Source organism: Xanthomonas sp. NCPPB 2933 (genome assembly GCF_056725225.1).
In genome coordinates this window covers 306,915-327,442 of record NZ_CM161518.1, presented here as the reverse complement: position 1 = coordinate 327,442, position 20,528 = coordinate 306,915, and the positions used below count along the sequence as shown (strand labels likewise).

General features: G+C 64.4%; 18 protein-coding genes. 5 read left to right on the top strand and 13 right to left on the bottom strand.

Going from position 1 to position 20,528, the window contains the following annotated elements; genetic code table 11:
* Positions 1-315: 315 nt before the first annotated feature.
* From dcp to arfB, 4 genes are all read right to left on the bottom strand, one after another.
* The gene (gene dcp / locus AC1PLU_RS01355; RefSeq protein ID WP_481107480.1) at positions 316-2,499 is read right to left on the bottom strand and encodes a peptidyl-dipeptidase Dcp; all 2,184 of its coding nucleotides are present in this window, start codon (positions 2,497-2,499) and stop codon (positions 316-318) included.
* A 106-nt stretch (positions 2,500-2,605) separates the two neighbouring features.
* The gene (locus AC1PLU_RS01350; protein ID WP_481107479.1) at positions 2,606-3,622 is read right to left on the bottom strand and encodes an isoaspartyl peptidase/L-asparaginase family protein; all 1,017 of its coding nucleotides are present in this window, start codon (positions 3,620-3,622) and stop codon (positions 2,606-2,608) included.
* Positions 3,623-3,720: 98 nt separating this feature from the next.
* Positions 3,721-4,350, bottom strand: a complete 630-nt coding sequence (locus AC1PLU_RS01345; protein WP_104549914.1) for a lysophosphatidylcholine acyltransferase — start codon at positions 4,348-4,350, stop codon at positions 3,721-3,723.
* 2 nt (positions 4,351-4,352) lie between these two features.
* Positions 4,353-4,784 (bottom strand): alternative ribosome rescue aminoacyl-tRNA hydrolase ArfB, encoded by a 432-nt coding sequence (gene arfB / locus AC1PLU_RS01340; RefSeq protein WP_104549913.1) that lies wholly within the window; start codon positions 4,782-4,784, stop codon positions 4,353-4,355.
* A 93-nt stretch (positions 4,785-4,877) separates the two neighbouring features.
* Here arfB and AC1PLU_RS01335 point away from each other — a divergent pair, with 93 nt between their 5' ends.
* Positions 4,878-5,420, top strand: a complete 543-nt coding sequence (locus AC1PLU_RS01335) for a DUF2059 domain-containing protein (protein ID WP_481107478.1) — start codon at positions 4,878-4,880, stop codon at positions 5,418-5,420.
* Positions 5,421-5,793: 373 nt separating this feature from the next.
* Here AC1PLU_RS01335 and AC1PLU_RS01330 read toward each other — a convergent pair whose 3' ends face one another.
* The 3 genes from AC1PLU_RS01330 to AC1PLU_RS01320 all read right to left on the bottom strand — a co-directional run bounded on the left by AC1PLU_RS01330 (position 5,794) and on the right by AC1PLU_RS01320 (position 8,978).
* A complete protein-coding gene (locus AC1PLU_RS01330) occupies positions 5,794-6,567 on the bottom strand; it encodes a pseudouridine synthase (protein WP_481107477.1) in 774 nt (257 codons plus the stop codon).
* Between the two features lie 96 nt (positions 6,568-6,663).
* Entirely contained in the window at positions 6,664-8,337 is a 1,674-nt protein-coding gene (gene ubiB / locus AC1PLU_RS01325; RefSeq protein WP_481107476.1) for a ubiquinone biosynthesis regulatory protein kinase UbiB, read from the bottom strand.
* The gene (locus tag AC1PLU_RS01320; protein WP_006449821.1) at positions 8,334-8,978 is read right to left on the bottom strand and encodes a ubiquinone biosynthesis accessory factor UbiJ; all 645 of its coding nucleotides are present in this window, start codon (positions 8,976-8,978) and stop codon (positions 8,334-8,336) included. Before AC1PLU_RS01320 ends, ubiB begins: the two co-directional genes overlap by 4 nt.
* A gap of 194 nt (positions 8,979-9,172) precedes the next feature.
* On the opposite strand from AC1PLU_RS01320, the gene ddlA reads away from it, so the two are divergent.
* Positions 9,173-10,276, top strand: a complete 1,104-nt coding sequence (ddlA, locus tag AC1PLU_RS01315; protein ID WP_229010178.1) for a D-alanine--D-alanine ligase — start codon at positions 9,173-9,175, stop codon at positions 10,274-10,276.
* A complete protein-coding gene (locus AC1PLU_RS01310; protein WP_481107475.1) occupies positions 10,276-10,758 on the top strand; it encodes a GNAT family N-acetyltransferase in 483 nt (160 codons plus the stop codon). The genes ddlA and AC1PLU_RS01310 overlap by 1 nt, the downstream gene beginning before the upstream one ends.
* A 118-nt stretch (positions 10,759-10,876) precedes the next feature.
* Here the strand turns inward: AC1PLU_RS01310 and AC1PLU_RS01305 are convergent, their stop codons facing one another.
* Both AC1PLU_RS01305 and oleD read right to left on the bottom strand, forming a co-directional pair.
* Positions 10,877-11,035 (bottom strand): DUF1328 domain-containing protein, encoded by a 159-nt coding sequence (locus AC1PLU_RS01305; protein WP_003468167.1) that lies wholly within the window; start codon positions 11,033-11,035, stop codon positions 10,877-10,879.
* Positions 11,036-11,099: 64 nt separating this feature from the next.
* A complete protein-coding gene (gene oleD, locus AC1PLU_RS01300) occupies positions 11,100-12,110 on the bottom strand; it encodes a 2-alkyl-3-oxoalkanoate reductase (RefSeq protein ID WP_481107474.1) in 1,011 nt (336 codons plus the stop codon).
* A 444-nt stretch (positions 12,111-12,554) separates the two neighbouring features.
* On the opposite strand from oleD, the gene AC1PLU_RS01295 reads away from it, so the two are divergent.
* Positions 12,555-13,535, top strand: coding sequence for a serine hydrolase domain-containing protein (locus tag AC1PLU_RS01295; RefSeq protein WP_481108442.1), 981 nt, complete (start codon positions 12,555-12,557; stop codon positions 13,533-13,535).
* Between the two features lie 730 nt (positions 13,536-14,265).
* Here AC1PLU_RS01295 and AC1PLU_RS01290 read toward each other — a convergent pair.
* Together AC1PLU_RS01290 and oleC are read right to left on the bottom strand one after the other, a co-directional pair.
* Positions 14,266-15,819, bottom strand: a complete 1,554-nt coding sequence (locus AC1PLU_RS01290) for a winged helix-turn-helix domain-containing protein (protein WP_481107473.1) — start codon at positions 15,817-15,819, stop codon at positions 14,266-14,268.
* 8 nt (positions 15,820-15,827) lie between these two features.
* Positions 15,828-17,483 (bottom strand): olefin beta-lactone synthetase, encoded by a 1,656-nt coding sequence (gene oleC / locus AC1PLU_RS01285; RefSeq protein WP_481107472.1) that lies wholly within the window; start codon positions 17,481-17,483, stop codon positions 15,828-15,830.
* Positions 17,484-17,802: 319 nt separating this feature from the next.
* Here oleC and AC1PLU_RS01280 point away from each other — a divergent pair, with 319 nt between their 5' ends.
* Positions 17,803-18,186, top strand: coding sequence for a YkgJ family cysteine cluster protein (locus AC1PLU_RS01280; protein WP_115037089.1), 384 nt, complete (start codon positions 17,803-17,805; stop codon positions 18,184-18,186).
* 147 nt (positions 18,187-18,333) lie between these two features.
* Here the strand turns inward: AC1PLU_RS01280 and AC1PLU_RS01275 are convergent, their stop codons facing one another.
* Positions 18,334-19,236, bottom strand: coding sequence for an alpha/beta fold hydrolase (locus tag AC1PLU_RS01275; protein ID WP_481107471.1), 903 nt, complete (start codon positions 19,234-19,236; stop codon positions 18,334-18,336).
* A gap of 139 nt (positions 19,237-19,375) precedes the next feature.
* Complete coding sequence (gene fic, locus AC1PLU_RS01270; protein ID WP_481107470.1) at positions 19,376-20,515, bottom strand: protein adenylyltransferase Fic; 1,140 nt, start codon at positions 20,513-20,515, stop codon at positions 19,376-19,378.
* Between the last annotated feature and the right edge of the window lie 13 nt (positions 20,516-20,528).

The following is a 20,528-nucleotide window of genomic DNA, read 5'->3' as shown; positions in this document are numbered from 1 at the left end:
TGAGCGGGGAGGCGCGGCGGGCGATGTAGCGGATCTATCGGCATCCACCACATGCGCTTCCACTGAATGGCCTGCACAGGCGGGGTGAGTTAATTGCTGGCGAAAGGTGCCGCTAGCGGTGCGCGCCGTACGCTTGCGGACAGCGCCGGTGGCGGATTGCCGGAACATCCGTGCAGCATTCGCCAGCGTTGGCGGGTCATCAGTATTCCCTGCTCCGTCCCAAGCGAACGTGCCAACGACGAATCGCTGTTCCTCTAACCGAAACGGGATGGCCTAGGCCATCCCGTTTCGCTTGCATCGGCGTGCTACCTCGACTTACTCGGTCAGCCCACGATTCTCCAGCAGCGCCTTGACGCTGGGATCCTTGCCGCGGAAGTCGCGGTACAGCGTGGCAAGGTCCACCGTGTTGCCGCGCGAGAGGATCTTGGCGCGGAAGATGTCGCCGTTCTTGCGATCCAGACCGCCATTTTCCTTGAACCATTCGAACGCGTCGTCGTCGAGCACTTCCGACCAAAAGTAGGCGTAATACCCGGCCGAATACCCGCCGCCCCAGATGTGGTCGAAATAGCTGCTGCGATAACGCGGCGGCACTTCGGCCAAGTCCACCTTGAAGCGCTTCAACGCATCGGCTTCGAACTTGCTCACGTCCTGCAACGATGCGTCGGCCGGCTGGGTGTGCCAGGCCAGATCGAGCAACGCGGCCGAGAGATATTCGGTAGTCGCATAGCCGCTGTTGAAGGTCTTGGCCTTCTTGATCTTTTCCACCAGCTCGGCCGGCATCGCCGCGCCGGTCTGGTAGTGCTTGGCGTAGTTGGCGAAGACCTTGTGGTCGGAGGCCCAGTGTTCGTTGAACTGCGAGGGGAACTCGACAAAATCGCGCGAGGTGCTGGTGCCGGCGATCGAGGGGTACTTCACCTTGGAGAACATGCCGTGCAGCGCGTGGCCGAACTCATGGAACAAGGTGGTGACGTCGTCGAAACTCAGCAGCGCCGGCTGGCCGGCGGCCGGCTTGGTGAAGTTGCAGACGTTGTAGACCACCGGCTTGGCACCGGTGAGGCCGTCCTGTTCGACGAACACGTCCATCCAGGCGCCACCGGACTTGCTGTCGCGCTTGAAGTAGTCGGTATAGAACAGCGCCATCGAGGTGCCGTCTGCGTCGAACACTTCATACACCTTCATGTCCGCGTGATAGGTCGGGATGTCGGTGCGCTGCTTGAAGGTGATGCCGTACAGCTGCGTGGCCGCGTAGAAAACGCCGTTCTGCAGCACGTTGTCCAGTTCGAAATACGGCTTGATCTGCGACTCGTCCAGGTCGTACTTGGCCTTGCGCACCTGCTCGGCGTAGAAGTCCCAATCGGAGGCGGCGAGTTTGAAACCGCCGGTCTTTGAATCAGCACGCTGGGCGTCGATCACCTTCTGCATCTCGGCCACTTCGCGGCGTGCCTTGGCGGTGGCCGCCGGCACGGTGTCGGTCAGCAGCTTGAGCGCGGCGGCCGGGGTCTTGGCCATCTGGTCGCCCAGGCTGTAGGCGGCGTAGTTGTCGAAACCGAGCAGCTTGGCCTTTTGCGCGCGCAGTTGCGCCAGACGCTGGATGGTCTGGCGGGTGTCGTTGGCATCGCCCTTTTCCGCGCGCGTCTCCGAGGCCTTGAGCACATCGGCGCGCAGCTGGCGGTCCTTCAGCGAGGCCAGTACCGGCTGCTGGGTGGTGTTCTGCAAGGTGAGCAGGTACTTGCCGTCGAGCTTGCGCGCCTTGGCCGCATCGGCGGCGGCGGCGATATCGCCTTCGCTCAGGCCATCGAGCCTGGCCTTGTCGTCCACCACCACCGCACCGGCAGCCGAGGCGGCGACCAGACGGGTATGGAACTGGGTGGAGAGCGTGGTCTCTTCGATATTGAGCTTGCGCAGGCTGTCCTTGTCGGCATCGGACAGCTGCGCACCGGCGCGCACGAGTTCTTCGTAATCGCGCTCGAGCAGACGCTTCTGCTCCGGGTCCAGGCTCAGCGTGTCGCGCTGGTCGTAGAGGGTTTTGACGCGTGCGAAGAGCTTGGGATCGAGATTGATTTCGTCCTGGTGCGCGGCCAGCTTGGGCGCGATCTCTTCCTGGATCTTCTGGCGTGCGTCGCTGGTATCGGCCTGCACCAGTCCGAAGAAGATGCGCGACACGCGCGAGAGCGTTTCGCCACCACGCTCCATCGCTTCGATGGTGTTGTCGAAGGTGGGCGGTTCGGGGTTGTCGGCGATCTTGCGGATCTCGGCCAACTGCAGGCGCATGCCTTCTTCGAAGGCCGGCAGGTAATCGCTGTCCTTGATCTTGTCGAACGGCGGCGCCTGGAACGGCAGCGTGCTGGGGGTCAGCAGCGGGTTCGGCGCGGCATCGGCGGCCGGGGTGGCGGCGGTCTTCTCGGGCACGGTGGTGGACTCCTTACCGGACGAATCTTTTCCAGAACAAGCAGCCAGTGCCAGGGTGATGGCAGCGGCCAGAACGACGGTACGCGACATGGCGTGTAATTCCTGAGTGGGTAGAGCAGCCGGTCACGCTAGCGGGTTTGCGGGCCGCTGGCATGTGCCGTTGGATTGGATGGACGGGTTCGGTTGAGGATGTGCGCTACAACGTCTCGTCCTTGAAGATCGCCACGTGCGGCGTGCCATCGGCGCCGATCCAGCCGCGATACATGCCCTCGGTGTTGAACGGGAACGCGGCATTGCCCTGCGCATCCAACGCGATGGCGCCGCCGTCACCACCGGCCTTGGGAATCTCCTGGTCGATCACTGCTTCGGCCGCCTGTTGCAACGACTGGCCGGCGTATTTCATGCGCGCGCAGATGTCGTAGGCGGCCACCGCGCGGATGTAGAACTCGCCCCAGCCGGTACCGGACACCGCGCACTGGCTGTTGGCGTAGGTGCCGGCGCCGATGATCGGCGCATCGCCGACGCGGCCGTAGCGTTTGTTGGTCATGCCGCCGGTGGAGGTGCCGGCGGCCAAGTGTCCTTCGCGATCCAGCGCCAGCGCACCGACAGTGCCGAAGTGCTTGGCGGTTTCCAGATCCAGTTCGGCCTGCGCCTTGCGGTCGCCGGCCTCGGCCTTGAGCGCTTTCTGCAGTTGCTGCCAACGCTTGTCGGTGCGGAAATAGCTTGGGTCGACCAGGGTGACACCTTGCTCGCGCGCGAACTGTTCGGCGCCAGCGCCGGCCAGCATCACGTGCTTGGAGCGGTCCATGACGCTGCGCGCCAGCTGGATCGGGTTCTTGACCGTGTGCACGCCGGCAATCGCGCCGGCCTTGCCGGTGGCGCCGTCCATGATCGCCGCATCCAGTTCGTTCTTGCCGTCATGGGTGAACACCGCGCCGCGCCCGGCGTTGAACTGCGGGGCGTCCTCCAGCACGGTGATGGTGGCGGCCACCGCATCCACTGCGCTGCCACCGCGTTGCAGCACCGCGTGACCGGCTCGCAGCGCGCGTTGCATCGCCTCGCGCGCCTGCGCCTGTTCGTCTTTGGAAAGGCCGGCTTTTTCGACACCTGCGCCGCCGTGGATCACCAGCATCGGCGTGGCCGCCAGCGCCGGGCCGGCAGCAAGCAGGAGCGAGAGCGACAAACACAGTGCGCGTGCGGACGAGCCCATCATGGTGTTTCCTCGGTGGAGGCAGCGAGGTACCTAGCGGCGCCGGTCATGAATGCAGGCGACCGGCAGTGACAAAACCTTTCAAGCGCGCGGCCGCATCCTCACAGCGTATCGCGATGCTTGCCGCGCCACGGCCGGTACCAGGTGCGGATGGCGGCGATATCGGCGGCCATGTCCGTGCCGGTCCAGAACGGCTCGCCGATGCCCACGGTCTTGCTGGGATAGTCGAAATACACCGGCAGGATCGGCACCTTGGAGTCGGAGGCGATCTTCCAGAAGCCCGCCTTCCAGTTTTCCACGCGCTTGCGGGTGCCTTCGGGGGTGATCACGTACCACATCTGCTCGGAGTTGCGGATCAGCCGCACCGCCTGGCCGATGGTGCCCTGCGGCGAGCTGCGGTCCAGCGGGATGGCGCCCAGTTTGCGCAGCAGCGGGCCCAGCGGCCACCAGAACAACTGCGCCTTGCCCAGCACGCGCACATCGAAGCCCAGCGCGAACTTGGCCGCAAAGCCCACAAAGCCGTCCCAGTTGGACGAATGCGGGGCAACGATCATCACCAGCTTGGGTTCGTCGGGCAGCCGCCCGAGCAAGCGCCATCCGGTCAGGCGCAGTGCGGTGCGGCCCAGCCAGCGGCCGAAGCGGCCGTGAGCACGCGGCATTCTGGGCGGGGTTGACTGCAGCAGGATGTTGGCCTGTGTTACCGGTGGCAACGACGGGTCGGTGTGACTCACGCTTACTCCCAGTGGGACGCAGAGCGTCCACGCTTGATATGGCTGCGCTCACGCTTGGCATCCAGCCGCCGCAGCTTGGCACCATGACTCGGTTTGGTGGCGACCCGGCGCTTGGGCACCGACAGGCACGCATTGATGATTTCGACCAACCGCTCGCGCGCATCCTCGCGGTTGCGGTCCTGGGTGCGAAAGCGCTGCGCGTCGATCACCAGCACGCCCTCGGCGGTCATGCGGCGGTCGCGCCGCGACAGCAGCCGCGCGCGCAGCGGTTCGGGCAGCGACGGCGATCCGGCCACGTCGAAACGCAGCTCCACCGCGGTGGAGACCTTGTTGACGTTCTGCCCACCGGCGCCGCTGGCGCGCACGAAGCGTTCGACGATCTCGCTGGGCGGAATCGTCAGGCTGGGGGTGATCTGGATCGGGTCGCTGGCCATTGTCCGGCGATTGTATCGGCAGCGGCGTGGACGCGCGCGCGAACGCCGGCTCCCGTATGCTGCGGCCGGTCCCCAGTTTTGCAGGATGCTCCGATGACACCACCTCGTTCCGTTGCCGCCGCCCGCGCCTTCGCGCGCCGTCTGATCGTGCTGGCCGCACTGGCACTCGCCACGCCCGCTGCGTTTGCGCAGGCGCCCAGCGATGCCGACGTCAACCGATTGCTGGCGGCCTCACGCGCGCAGACCATGCTGGACACGATGCTGCCGCAGATCGAAGCGATGCAGCAGCAGCAATTCGCCCAGCTCACCGCGCAGCGCCAACTCGACGCTGCCCAACAGGCGCAGTTGCAGCGCATCCAGGACCGTACCCGCCAGACCGTACGCAAGGCACTGTCGTGGTCGGAGCTGCGCCCGATGTATGTGGACATCTACAAGCGCTCGTTCTCGCGCGAGGACGTGCTGGCCATGGCCGAGTTCTACGAGAGCTCGGCCGGCCAGAGCCTGCTCGACAAGACCCCGGCCCTGACCCAGAACCTGATGGGCGCGATCCAGCAGAAGATGCTGCCGCTGTTTGCCGATCTGCAGAAGGATCTGGAGAAGATCGTCAATGAGCCGGCGGCGGCTCAGAAGCCCTGAAGGGCTGGGATTGGGGAATTGGGATTGGGGATTCGTAACAGCGTGATCCCGACGGTTGCGGATGTGGGGTTGATTGCGCATACGAGGACGGCAGCGCCCAACTTTCCTGTCAGCGAGAGACGCCTGCTTTAGCCCCTCTACTGCGGCAGAGGGGGTTGGCGTGATGAGGGTAAGAGGCGAAGCCGCGCGTGCATTCAAACTCCACCAGGCTTCGCTCGCACCCTCATCCGCCCCTACGGGGCACCTTCTCCCGAGGGGAGAAGGAACAGTCAAGCCCCTCTCCCGTCGGGAGAGGGGTTGGGGTGAGGGTACGGCTGCCTGAAAACGTTGCCGTTCGACGTTGATGCACTGACACATCCATGACCACGCCGCATCACTGCACGTGTGTCGTGCCTTGCAATCCCGCCACGTCCCACCCGAACAATGCACACGCTTTCGCAAACTCCACATCCAGCGGCGCCACCACGCTGAGACGCCGCCCATCGGCCGGATGCGGAAACCCCAAGCGCTCGGCGTGCAGCAACATGCGACGGATGCCCAGCATGCGAAAACTCCGGTTATGCCGACCATCGCCGTGGCTGGTGTCGCCGATCATGTGATGCGACAGGTGTTTCATGTGCCGGCGGATCTGCCGAAAACGCCCGGTCTGCGGCTGGCAGCGCAGCAACGCATAGCGCGAGGTGGCAAAGCCGGTGGACGGAATCTCCAGCTCGCCGATGGCCAGCCGCTGGAAATGGGTCACTGCCGGCTTCTTGACCGGCTTGCCGGGGCCGCCGTCCAGATCGTGATCGACGATGAACTGCTGCTCGGCCGGCCAGCCGCGGCACACCGTCAGATAGTCCTTCTCCAATTCGCCGGCCATCAAGGCCTTGCCCAGCGTGCTGGCGCTCTCGCGATCGAACGCAAGCAGCAAGCAACCGCTGGTCGCGCGATCGAGCCGGTGCACCAGAAAGATCGGCCGGCCCAGCTGCTCGCGCAGGCGGTCGGCCAGAAAGTCGTCCTCACCGCGCGCCAGCTTGCTGTCGTGGACCATCAGGCCCGCGGGTTTATTGACGACGGCCAGGACATCGTCCTGGTGGAGAATCTGCAGATGCTTGGGGGATGTGCTCACCGGCGGATTATCCGCATCGCTGACACCGCATGCCACTGCGTTGCCGCGCCACGACTCGAAGGCCGCGTTGGTGCCCCGCTGCAGGCACTGCCGAAGTGCAGCCGAATGCAGCGGGCCACCTATCGCAATGTGTCAGCGGCGCAGCCAGGCGATCAGCAAGGCTACCGAGCCGGCTGTGCCACTGACCCAGCTCCACACCGGCACAGTGCCCAGATACCAGCCGTTCGGGTGCAGGCCATACAGCACGGCGGCGACCACCAGCAGGCCGCTGCCGGTGATGGCGGTGACCACGCGCGTCTGCAACTTGCGCAGGCTCACATCCAGCGCGCGCAACTCGGCCGAGCGGATATCGAGCTGATGGCGGCCTTCCACCTGCTGCTTCAACCAGCTGTGCACCAGGCGCGGCATGTCCGGCGCATGCGTCATGATTTCAGGCAGACGCTTGCGCAATTCGCCCAGCACCCGGCGCGGGCTGTAACGCTCGCGCAGGATACGTTCGAGCACCGGCCGCGCCACCGCCCAGATATCCAGTTTCGGATCCAGCTGACGACCGACACCTTCGATATTGAGCAAGGTCTTCTGCAACAGGATCAGCTGCGGCTGCAGCGTCAATTCGTAACGCTGCGCGACGCGGAACAATTTGATCAGCACTTCGGCCAGCGAAATCTCCGACAACGGCCGGGTAAAGTACGGCTCGCACACCGAGCGCGCGGCCGCTTCCAGTTCGTCGATGCGCACGTTGTCCGGCATCCAGCCTGCCTCCACGTGCAACTCGGCCATGCGGCGATAATCCTTGTGGAAGATCGCCATGAAGTTCTCGGCCAGGTAGTACTGATCTTCCTGCGAGAGCTGCCCCATGATGCCGAAATCCAGCGCGATGAAGCGCGGATTGAGCCGGCGCTCCGGGTCCGAGTCGACCCAGATGTTGCCGGCGTGCGCATCGGCATGGAAGAAGTTGTCGCGGAACACCTGCGTGTAGAACACGCGCACGCCCTTGGCCGCCAGCGCCTTGCGATCGATACCGGCCGCATCGAGCTTGACAATGTCGTCGGAGGGAATGCCGTACACGCGCTCCAGGGTGAGCGCGCGCTCGGCGGTGTGCGACCAGATCACCTCGGGCACGTACAAATCGTCCGAGCCTTCCCAGAAGCGGCGCAGCACGCTGGCGTTGGCGCCTTCGCGTTGCAGATCGAGTTCGGCCGACAAGGTGGCTTCGATCTCGGCCACCACTTCGCGCGGGCGGATCTTGTCCGCACGCGGGTGGGTGCGCTCGACCAGGGTGGCCAACGAATGCAGCAAGGCGATATCGGCATCGATCTGGCGCTCGATATCCGGGCGCAACACCTTGACCACCACTTCGCGGCGCACGCCATTGGCGTCCGGCGGCAAAGTCGCTGCGTGCACCTGCGCGATCGAGGCCGAGGCCAACGGCACGGTGTCGAATGCGGCGAATGCCACGCTCACCGGCAGGCCCAGCGCACGCTCCACGATCAACCGCGCAACTTCGCCGTCGAACGGTTTGACCCGGTCCTGCAGCAGGGTCAATTCGTCAGCGACGTCGGCCGGAATCAGGTCGCGCCGGGTCGACAGGATCTGCCCGAACTTGACGAAGATCGGCCCCAGTTCCTGCAGCGCCAGACGCAGGCGCGCACCGCGCGATTGCGCGGCGATCTCGGCGCTGGCACGCGGCACGAATGGCTTGGCCAGGCGCAGCCAGCGCTCGGCCGGCGTGCCTTGCAGCAAGACGTCCAGCCGATAGCGCAGGATCACCCGGCCGATGCGGCTGGCCCGCAGCAGCGCCTTCATGCCGCACCTCCGGCAGCACGCAGGCGGGTGACGCGTGCGGCCAGACGTTCGACGTCGTCACGTAGTTCGTCGACATCGTCGTGGAAGGCTTCGAGTTCGGCGCGTGGCACCACATCGCGCGATTCTTCGGTGACGAATTCGGCCGCGCTATGCGCCAGATCCACTGCACTGCGGCGCGCCTGCTGCAGCGCTGCACGCACCGCGCTGGCGATCTGCACGCCCAGGATATCGCCGAACACCGCCACGAACGGCAGTTGCCAATCCGGATCGAACCGCCCTGCCAATTGCTGCAGCTGGCGCGCCAGTTCGGCATCGCCGGAGACCTTGAGCCGGCCCGCCGGCGCACCACTGCGGCGCGCATTGGCCAGAAACGGCAGCTGGCCGAGCAGGCCGGCCAGGGTGCTGCGCACGGCGAGGTCTGGCTCCTGCGTTTGGTCCACCGGGCCGACCAGCAGCCGGCGCTCGTGCACGCGGATCTGCAAGGCCAGTGCGGGGGCTTCCAGGGTCAGCGCGATGCGCTGGCCTTCCAGCGGCAACAGGGCGTCGCGGGTATCCGGGTCCAGCGCCAGCGCGCGATTGAGCGCGGCTTGCAGGGCCTGGCCGGCGAGCGGCTTGAGTGAGTTGAGCAGTGATCCGGGCATGGGCCCATTCTACCGTCCCCGCATGTCGCAACTGCTTGATGGTGAGCTGGCGAGTGCACGCCGGAGGCGGACGCGGCGGTCATGGCAGCTCGCCTTGGTGGCAAGGCCGCTTGCGTCGGTCATGGAGGACTTCCTTCAGCGCGCCGGCCGCGGGCATGCTGGCGACCTCATTGAACAGGTAGCAGGAGCAGGCGATGCGCAAGATCCGGGTCGGTCTCATCTTCGGCGGCAAATCGGCCGAGCACGAGGTCTCGCTGCAATCGGCGAGAAATATTCTGGATGCGCTCGATCCGCAGCGCTTCGAGCCGGTGCTGATCGGCATCGACAAGCAAGGCCAGTGGCACGTCAACGACCCGGACAGCTTCCTGCTCAATGCCGACGACCCGGCGCGCATCGCCTTGCATCGCAGCGGTCGCGGCGTGGCGCTGCTGCCGGGTGCGCACCAGCAGCAATTGCGTCCGACCCAGCCGGAGCAGGCGCTGGCGCAGATCGATGTGGTGTTTCCGATCGTGCACGGCACGCTGGGCGAAGACGGCTCGCTGCAAGGGCTATTGCGCATGGCCAATCTGGCCTTCGTCGGCTCCGGCGTGCTCGGCTCAGCAGTGGCGATGGACAAAGACATGGCCAAACGCGTGCTGCGCGATGCCGGGCTGGAGGTGGCGCCGTTCGTGTGCTTCAACCGCCACACCGCCGCACACGCCGACGTGCATGCGTTGGTTGCACAGTTCGGTTTGCCGTTGTTCGTCAAACCGGCCAATCAAGGCTCATCGGTCGGCGTCAGCCAGGTGCGCACTGCGGAGCAGTTTGCCGCCGCACTCGCGTTGGCGCTGGCGTATGACCACAAGGTGCTGGTGGAAGCAGCGGTAACTGGGCGCGAGATCGAATGCGCCGTGCTGGGCAATGCCAGACCGCAGGCCAGCGTATGCGGTGAAGTCGTGGTGCACGACGCGTTTTACTCTTACCAGACCAAGTACATCAGCGAACACGGCGCCGAGATCGTGATTCCGGCCAACATCGATGCGCAGACACAGCAGCGCATCCAGCAGATTGCGGTGCAGGCTTACCAAGCGCTGGACTGCGCCGGCATGGCGCGTGTGGACGTGTTTCTCTGCGCAGATGGCCGCATCGTGATCAACGAGGTCAACACGCTGCCGGGTTTCACCCGGATCAGCATGTATCCCAAGCTATGGCAGGCAAGCGGGCTGGACTATCGGAGTTTGATCACGCAGTTGATCGAGCTGGCGTTGCAGCGGCACGCTGACGATCAACTGCTGCGTAGTGCGGTGGAACCGCGCTGATGAGTCCATCGCAGTTGCACGAGGTGCAGTTGCACGATCACCCGGCACTGCTCGCACTCAACAATGCGCATGCCACCGAATTGTCGTTGCTGGATGCCGATGGACTGGCCGCATTGGTGCAACTGGCCTGGCACGCACGCATCGTCGCGCCAGCGGATGGCTTGTTGATCGCGTTGGATCAAAATGCGGCGTACGCCAATTCGAACTTCGCGTGGATGGCGCAACGCTTCGCGCGCTTCGTCTACATCGACCGCATCGTAGTTGCTGCGCATGCGCAGGGGCGCGGCCTTGCCAGGCAGTTGTATGACGACCTCATCCGCGTCGCACGCACGGCAGCGCAACCGCGACTGGTCTGCGAGGTCAACCTGCTCCCACCCAATCCGGCATCGCTGGCACTGCATCTGCAGTTGGGTTTCCTGCCGATCGGCGATGCGCTACTGGCCAACGGTAAGCACGTGCAATACCTCGAAAAACTGCTTTAAAACAGCCGCAATTCAATTGTAGAGCGTCCACAACGCACATGGCCCGCCTCCTTGCGGAAGCGGGCCATGTGAGCGTCAATCGGCAGCGCCGCTGCCGTGACGTCTCGCAGCTAGATGGTTAAACCTTGCCGCGACGGAACATCGAGATCACTGCCAGGATCAGGAACACCACGAACAGGATCCAGGCGATGTTGGTCGCCGCACCGGCGATACCACTGAAGCCCAGCACAGCGGCGATGATGGCGATGACGAAGAAAATGATGGCGTAATGCAGCATGGCAAGGATTCCAGAAGTTGTCGTGCCGAATCGGCGCAGACGTATCCTGAAGATATGGCGGTCTTTACCGGGTGATGGCGATGTCGTTGGAAGATGAGGATCGCAGCCGCTGTAGGCCTTCTTCGATGCTGATACTAGGTATATAACCAAAGTCGCGACGCGCCGGTTCCATGCTGTACCAATGCGGCGTGCACAATTGTTCCACCAGAAAACGCGTCAACGGCACTTCGCCTGGCAGACGCAACAGTGGCCACATGGTCTCGCACACCGCACCGATTCTGTAGGCGGTCTTGAACGACAGCGAACGCGTCACTGCCGGTGCACCCACTGCGGCCAGCAAGCGATTGAGCAACTCGCGCATCGGCAACGGTTCGCCATTGGAAATGAAGTACGCCTTGCCTGCGCAGGCAGCCCCGTGTGCAAGGTGCTCGAACGCATCAAAGTGCGCTTGTGCGGCGTTGTCGATGTAGGTGCTGTCCACCAGGTTGCTGCCATCGCCGACCATGCGCAGTCGCCCGGCGCGCGCACGTGCTGCCAGGCGCGGCAGCAGGTGATTGTCGCCCGGCCCCCAGATCAGACGCGGACGCAAGGCCACCGTCGCCAGCTGCGCATCGTTGGCCGCCAGCACCGCACGCTCGGCGATCGCCTTGGTGGCTGCATACGCTGCGCGCAGGTCTTCGCCGTAGGGCACTTCGTCGGCCCCCAGACCTTCCACCGGATTGGTGGCGCGATGGGTCACGCTGGGTGTGGAGGTGTAGATCAGGCGCGGCACGCCATTGGCACGACACGCGTCGATCACGTTCTGCGTACCGACCACATTGGCCTGGTGATAGCTGTCGTAGCTGCCCCACGCACCGGCCTTGGCCGCGTTGTGGAAGACCGCATCGATACCGGCAAAAGCGTGCCGCACCGCTTGCGGGTCGACCAAGTCGCCACGGATCTGGCCCACGCCCAAGGTCTGCAGAATCGGGTAATCGCCGCGCTGGAAACTCACCACCTCATGCCCGCGCGCGCGCAGGCCGCGGCATAACGCCTGGCCGAGAAAGCCACCACCACCGGTCACCAGCACCTTCATTGCGCCACATCCATTGTTCCTGCAGGGCGCACACAATAGCCGGACCGGACCGTTATCGCGATGCGACGCGCGCAGGCAACCGCCTGCGGCTTACGCAAGCCATTGATCGCAAAGAGCTTCATAAATCTTCATTGAGACATCAGGCAGTTCATTCGCGCTGCTGGCGTCATGGCGGGACCCTGGATCGCTGGAGTCACCATGACCCGCCTGTCGCTGCTGTTGTCCGCCCTGCTCGTCATCTTCCCGCTGCATGCCGCCCCGCCTATTGCTTCTCCAGGAGCCGCTTCTCCAAGAGCCGCCACTCCAGGCATTGCCACACCAGGTCCATCGGCTGCCGCGTCACCGACTGTGCCTCCAGCGGCCACCCCGCCGCCGGCCCTGGATGACGGCTGGCCGGTCGCCAACGCTGCCGCCAGCGGCTGGAACCTGCCCGTGCTTGCACAGATGGAACAGGCACTGGCAGGCGATCTGGCGCCATCCACCACCAGCGTGCTGATCGTGCGCGATGGCGTACTGGTCTACGAACACTACCTGGGCGATGCCGATCGCCAGACCTTGCACGACACCCGCTCGTTGACCAAGAGCGTCACCGGGCTGCTGGTCGGTGCGGCCATCGCGCGCAAGTTGATCCCCAACGCGCAAGCCAAGGTCTACGACTACTTCGGCGATCGCCAATGGCAGCATCCGGATCCGCGCAAGCGCGACATCACCCTCGAAGACCTGCTCACGATGAGCTCGCAGCTGGAATGCAACGACGACAACGCCTTTTCCGCCGGCAACGAAGAGCGCATGTACGTCAGTGCGGACTGGACGCAGTTCGCCCTGGATCTGCCGATCCGTGGCTACGCGCCATGGACGCAGCGGCCCGCGCAGAGCCCGCACGGCCGCGCGTTTTCGTATTGCACCGCAGGCTCCTTCCTGCTCGGTGCGGTGCTGGAAAAAGCCAGCGGACAGCGGCTGCAGGCATTCTCCGCACAGGTGCTCGAAAAGCCGCTCGGGATCGAGCAGGTGCAGTGGAATGTGTCGTCCGAAGGGGTGGGCATGGGCGGTGGCGGCACCCGTTATCGCAGCCGCGACCTGGCCAAACTCGGCCAGTTGCTACTTGCACAGGGACGTTGGCAAGGCCGCCAGGTGATTGCCGCCAACTGGATAGGCACGATGACCAGCGTGCATGCGCAGGCACGCGAGGACGTCGATTATGGCTACCAACTCTGGCACTTCCTGTTTCCGGTGCACGGCGTGCAACGCGACACCTGGGCGATGTCCGGCAATGGCGGCAACTACGTCTTCGTCGTACCCGCAGAACGGTTGGTGGTAGTGCTCACGCGCAGCGCCTACAACACCCGGCAGATGCACCAGCAATCACATCGGTTGCTGACCGACTATGTGCTCAAGGCGCTGCCTGAGGGCAACCAAGCGCGCTAACGAAACCTCTCCAAAACTGCATCGATAGCGCCAACCCGCTGGCTGCATTCGCCTTCGTTGACGAGTGGAGTGATGTCAGGAATGGCAGTGACATTGCAGATCGAAAGGAGCCGATCAGACCCCACCGCATCTGAACGCCGCGCTGCATGCAATGCTCGCAACACTGCTTGTAACCACGCACAGCGACCCTCTCGACTGGTCCTTGCCCGGCCACCGTCGCGGGACCTTACGCGGCATGGATGCCGCGTAAGAGCTTACAAGGACGTACTTGCAGCGTGTCCCGCGATGGTGGCCGGGCAAGGGCCCTGCAGAAAAACCGCAGACCAAGCGCTCTACACCCGAGGCATCCGCACCGCTCGATCAGCTTTCAAAGCAACCGAGAGCTTGAGCTTCGGCGCAGTTGGATGCTCCCAGGCCGAGCGGGTCGAGGGCGCGATGCCCTCACCGCTTGCGGGACACGCCGTGAACCCATCCTTGGGGGCTCGGTGGCGGCATCCATGCCGCCACACGGTCCCGCAAGCGGTGAGGACATCGCACCTGTCTACGTTGTCGAGTGCTGATGAAAACTACAAACCCGGCCGCGCCCGGCTAGCAGTGTGTGTAGTAATTTTCCGAAGTGGCTTACCGCACGACTACGCAATGAGCAGCGAGCGCAGTTGCTGTATGCGGCATACAGCGCATGTACTGCGATTTGAGCGTGAAGCGCATCCAAACGAATCGATGCAGTGTCTTAGCCCCGCTCGCACACGGCATCTGCCGGCAACAGATTGCGGCGACGCAGTTGCGCACGCTGGGCAGCAAGATCGGCATCGATACGTGTCAGCAACGCTACAAACTCCGGCAGGGCGCGCAGCGGCTGCAGCAGCGGCGACTGACGCAGATAGCCGGCGTTGCGGTAGCCGGCGGCTTCGGCATGCTGCAGGGCGCGCATCGCCGCGTCCGGAGCATCCGCACACAGCAGCAGCATTGCCGCGTCGACTGCATCGAACGGGTCGCCTCCGCGCTCCACGCTGAGCAGTAATTCCTGCGCGCGCACATGCAGCGTTGCGGCTTCCGGTAGCGGCTGCGCCTGCAGCGTCCACGCCACGGTCTGCGCGAAGCTGCCCTGCGGTCGGAGCTGCACCGCACGAAGCGCCGCTACACGCGCAAGCGCCTTGTCATCACGTAGCCACGCAAGCTCGGCCTGTAGCAACGACAGCCCTGCGTACTCGGTGCCACGGCTCTGCGCCTCGTTCAACGCCGTCTGCGCTTCGGCCGCGCGGCCATGTTCGAACAGGAACGTAGGCCAGGCCAGATTGGAGAAAGGATCGTCCGGGTACAGCTGAAAATTCTTTCGGTAGCGCGCCTCGGCTGCACTCGCATAACCGAGCAGACTCAGATTGCTGGCGATCTGGATCGGCAAAAATCGCACGCGCGTCGGGTCGCGCACCGCCAGGTTGGCCGACAGCGCCTGCATCAATTTCCCCTGGCGCTCGTACAGATACGCAGCCGAGCCGCGCACCGCATCGGCACTGGGATCCAGCTGCAGTGCCTGTTCGTAGGCTGCCAAGGCATCGCCATTGCGGCCCTGACAATCCAGCGCATAACCACGCGCGGCGTACGCTGCCGCAAGGCCCGGTTGCACGGCCACAACAGCATCGGCCAGTCGCAAGGCTTGTAGCGCAAACGCGGCATCACTGTCGTATTGGCACACGCGCGCACTGTAGGCGCGGCTGAGGCCGAGTTGCGCCTGTCGATCGTCCGGTGCTTCCTGCAGGCGTTGGCGATACAAGCCGATGGCGCGTTCGTTGTCGTCGCGCTGGCCGATGCCGGCGTAGTAATCGGCACGCTGCAACAATGCGGCTTGCGCTGGTGGCGCATCACGCGTTTGCAGCCACCAGATCACGCCTGCGCCGATGCAGACCAACGCCACGATGCCGGCAGCAATCCAGACTCCAGGTCGCCGCAGCGCGTCTGCGGGCGATGCTTGTTCGAGCTGTACCGGTACGCAGAGTTGATAACCCTGCCCGCGTACCGAGCGCAGGTAACGCGGTTGCCGCGAGTCGTCGCCCAAGGCTTGCCGCAACAGGCGCACACGCTGGGTGACGGTTTCTTCGTTGACCAGCGCCGGTGCCCACACGTTCTGGATCAACTCGTCGAAACCGACCACCCGCTGCCCCTGCTGCAGCAAATAGTGCAGCAGGCGGAAACTCAGCCCGCCAACCTCGAGCGCGACACCGCCGCGCTCCACGCGCTGACGCGCCACATCGATGCGCAGGTCATCCAGACGATAACGCGCGCGCATCGTTGGGCTCAGTGCGACTGCTGCGCCGCCCAGACCGCCAGCTTTTCGCGACCGATCTTGGCGTTGTGGCGGATGTCCACCGGAAACCCGGAATGGCGCAGAAAACGCGCGATCCCTGCAGTGTGCGGGTGCGCAGCGCCCAACGCACGCAATGCGGTTTCCACCTCCGCAAACGCCGATGCCGAGACACCCGGCTGCAACTCCACGCACAGCACCGGTTGCTGCTGTCCGGCTGCGCCCACACCGACCAACGCGGTGCGCCGCACCTGCGGATGCACGTTGAACACCGGCTCCACCTGCTCGGTGTAGAGCGGGCCCGTTGCAGTTTCCACGCGATGGGTCTTGCGGCCGCAGAACCACAAGCGCCCTTCCGCATCGAAATACCCCACATCGCCCATGCGATGCACGATGCGCTCGCTGCCATCACTGCTGCGCTCACGGATCTTGGCGATGCGCGTGGCTGCGTCGCGGTTGAAGTAGGTATCGGTGGTGGTGGGACCGGCAACGGTGATCTCGCCGACCTCGCCCACCGCCAGCACGCGCGCGCCGCTCCACTCGGGAATGGCCGCATCGTCGATGGCGATGATGCGCACTTCGTTGGGTGCTACCACGTGGCCCACGCAGGTGCCGGCACCTGCCTCGGTGGCTGCGCGGGTGGCATCCAGCGTGCGGCCTTCGATCGCTGCCACCGGCAGACATTCGGTGGCGCCATACGGCGTCCAGAATTGCGCATCTGCCGGCAGCAGCGCGCGGATCTTGGCCACCACATCCGGCGGCACCGGCGCACCGGCCGAGGTGGCCAGGCGCACGTTGGGCAGTGGCTGGCCATAGTCCGCCAACACACGCATCAATGCCGGCGAGCCGAACAACTGCGTCACACCGAAGCGGTTGATCGCATCGTGCAACTTACGCGGATCGGCGGTGGCCGGGCGGGTCGGATCCATGTCCGGAATCACCGAGGTCAGCCCCAGTGCCGGATCGAACAAGGCAAACGGCGGGAACGTCGGTAGATCCACACCACCGGGCTGCATGTCGAATGCATTACGCAGCAACTCGATCTGCCCGACGAAATGCCGGTGTCGATACACCACGCCCTTCGGTACGCCGGTGGAGCCGCTGGTGAACAGAATAGCCGCTACATCGTCCGGCGCAGTGTCGGCCAATTGACTGCCGGCGCTGGCGCCATCGCGCTCCACGCGCGCCAGCGTCACCCCGCCCCAGCCGTAGCGGCCACCGACGGTGACGATCTGCTTGGCAGAGCGTGCCCAACGCAACAGACGACGCGCCAGCTGCGCCAGCGGAATCCCGATAAACGCCTGCGGCTGCGCTTCGTCCAGGCATTGCTTGAGCGCGCGCTTGTCGATACCCGGATCCACCAGCACCGGCACCGCACCGGCCTTGAACAACGCAAACATCAACAGGAAGAACTCCGGCGATGGACGCACCATCACCACCGCGCGCGCGCCACGTCCGATGCCATGCAATGCCAGCCCGGCGGCGATCGCATCGCTGCGCGCGTCCAGCTCGGCATAGCTCAAAGTCACATCGTAGGCAGCAAATCCGTTGGCGGCGCGACGGCCCGGGCAGCGGATGGCGATCTGCTCGGGGCGCTCGCGCGCGAGTTCCGGCAGGGTGGCGGCGATATTGCAGAGAAGAGTTGTCATTGCCGCATTATCACCCATGCGCCGACGGTGCCGCCCCGCTTGCGTCATTTCAAAACGTCATACGCCCGATGGAGCGCGCCGGCATCGCCTATCCCCGAGTTGCCCTGATGAAGCGCCATGCGGCCATAGCGATGCGGTGCAGGGTTCGCACTAAATTTCCTGCCCAATGTGCGACTCGCCCCCATCGTGTACATGCGCTTGCCCAACTTGCGCAGATGAACCGCTAACAGGCGCGCGTCCGTGCCACTTGTATCGTGGCGTGGTTCGGTCAGAATGCCGCGCTCTCCACGTTGTTTCGCCGCGCAAGGCCCGGCATTCCATGGCACATCCCTGCCTCACCTGCGGCGCTTGCTGCGCCTACTTCCGCGTCAGTTTCCACTGGAGCGAAGCCGACCCCGCATTGGGCGGCAGGGTGCCGATCGAGCTGACCGAGTCATTGCGCACGCACGAGCGCGTTATGCGCGGCACCTCGCAATCGCAGCCGCGCTGCATCGCACTGGACGCGGACATCGGTCGCTACAGCCGCTGCAGCATCCACGACCGCCGCCCCTCCTCCTGCGCCGCCGTGCCGGCCTCGCTGGAGTTTGGGGAGCGCAGCGCGCAATGCGACAAGTCGCGATTGGCGCACGGCCTGCACGCGCTCACCGAGGCCGATTGGCTCGGCGTGGACGACGCACAGCGCAATCCGCTGCCGCCGCAGTAACGGCTGATCGCTGCGATTAAGTGCGGCATCCACTCGCAGCGACCCACAGAACGACTGCGTGGCCGATTCTCTCCACTTGTCCATCCGCTTTTTGCGCGCAGCTTGCACCGCGCCTGCTGTGCGCCTGCATGAGTAAACCAGCGGCGCTTACAGTGGATTGCGCTCCAAAAACGCACGGATCGCCGGCACCAGCACTTCGTGCTTGTCTTCCAGCACGTAGTGATTGGCATCGTCGAACGCGGTGACTTCGGCATTCGGCAATGCCTTACGGAAGCCGGCCAGGAAGTGCTTGTCGAAGCAGATATCGCGCAGCCCCCACGCGATGAAAGCCGGGCGGTCGGCAAACGAGGGCAATGCCTGCGCCGAGCGTTCCAGCAGCGACCAGGCCTGGTCGGCGGGCGACAGCGGAATGTCCTGCATGAAGCGAATGGTGGAGATGCGGTTGCGCCAGTTGTTGTACGGCGCCACATACGCGCGACGCACGGCGGCCGGCATCCGCCGCGATACGCCAAACCACGAAGCGCCAGACGAAAACGCGTTGAACGTACGGATAAACCACTCGCCCGGCCGCCAATGCCGGCCCATCGCAATCTGCCACGGCATCGGCTTTTCCGGCGGCAACGGGAATGCGGCGGTGTTGGTGATCACCAGCCGCTTGACCTGCGCGTGATGCGACAACGCCCAGCCGAAGCCGATCATGCCGCCCCAATCGTGCACCGTCAGCGTGATCGGCCCGCTGATATCCAGATGCCGCAACAGCGTGTCCAGATCGTCCACGCGCGACTGCAGCGTGTAGTCGTAACGCGGCTGCGCGTCGGGCGCATCGTCCGGCTTGTCGGACAGCCCCATGCCGATATGGTCGGGCACGATGCAGCGGTAACGATCCGACAGGCCACTCACCAGGTTCCGCCACAGATAACTCCACGACGGATTGCCGTGCAGCATCACGACGACTTCGCCATCGCGCGGACCTTCGTCCAGATACGACATCGCAATGCCGGGACGCACCTCAAGGCGCTTGGGAGTGAAGGGATAGCCGGGGTAGGTCATGGCAAAAGTATCCAATTCGTTTCAAGAGAAGCTGCGTGATGCAGATGTTGACGTGGCACGTACAGACGAGGAGCACCACGGTGATCGCCGTATTGCGACATCTCCAACGCGTGGCAGATGTCGGAGTACACAGCCAGCGTCATTCCGCTTCCCGCAAATGCATCCGATAAGTCGGCAGTTGATGCCCATCACTGGATAGCAGGTGCAGAAACGCCGGATGCAGGAACAATTTTTCTTTACCCAGGCGCTGCTCTTGCAGCATGCCGATATCCACCAGTTCCTTGAGATGGCGTGCAGCGGTCTGCCGGGTGACGCCCATCACGTCCACCACATTCTGGATGCGGCAGTACGGCTGATTGAAGATCAGTTCAACGAGTTCGCGGCTGTAGGCCTTGGGAGCGTGTTCTCGCACGTGGTCTCGCGCCTGCGTTTCCAATTCGCGGATTGCCTGGATCTTTGCCGTCGTCCATGCAGCGGTCTCGGCAACAGCTGCGAGCATGTACTGAATCCATTCGGCCCAGCGACCATGCCGTGTGACATCTAGTAGCAAGCGGTAGTAGTCGCTGCGATGGCGGATGAGGTAGCGCGACAGGTACAGCACGGGAACATCGAGCAACCCTTGCTCGATCAGCATCAGCAGATTCAAGACACGCCCGGTGCGCCCATTGCCATCGGTGAACGGGTGGATCGCTTCGAACTGGTAGTGCGCCACCGCCATCCGAATCAGCGGATCGATGTCGGTGTGCTCGTGAATAAAGCGCTCCCAGTTCGCCAGCTTGTCGCGCAGCAATGCCTCGCCAACCGGCGGGGTATAGATGATCTGATGGATCTGCTCATTGGCCAGCGCAGTCCCGGGCACGCGACGGATCTGCATCTGCACGGCCTTGATGCGGCTGCACACCACCACGGCGGTGTCGGTACATAGCGGTCGTCGCCGCAGCGACTGGAACCCTTCGTAGAGCGCGCTGCGGTAACGCAGGGCTTCTTTGGTTGCCGGGTTCTGGGCGCGTTCCTGATCGTCTGCATAACGGAACAAGTCGTCCGTTGTGGTGACGATATTTTCGATCTCCGAACTGGCCTGTGCTTCCAGGATCGGGATCGTGTTGATGAGCACTGCCGGATTGGGCAACAGCGCGGTGGCCTGCTTCAGCTCGGCCAGCGCGGTGCGTGCAACGATGCAGGCCTTGAGCAGGCTGCGCGTTTCGATGTCTCCCGCCGGAGGAAGCGGCGGGAGCGCGTTGTACGGCTGCTCGGGGTTGAACACCAGCGTGTCGTCCATGCCTACACCGGTC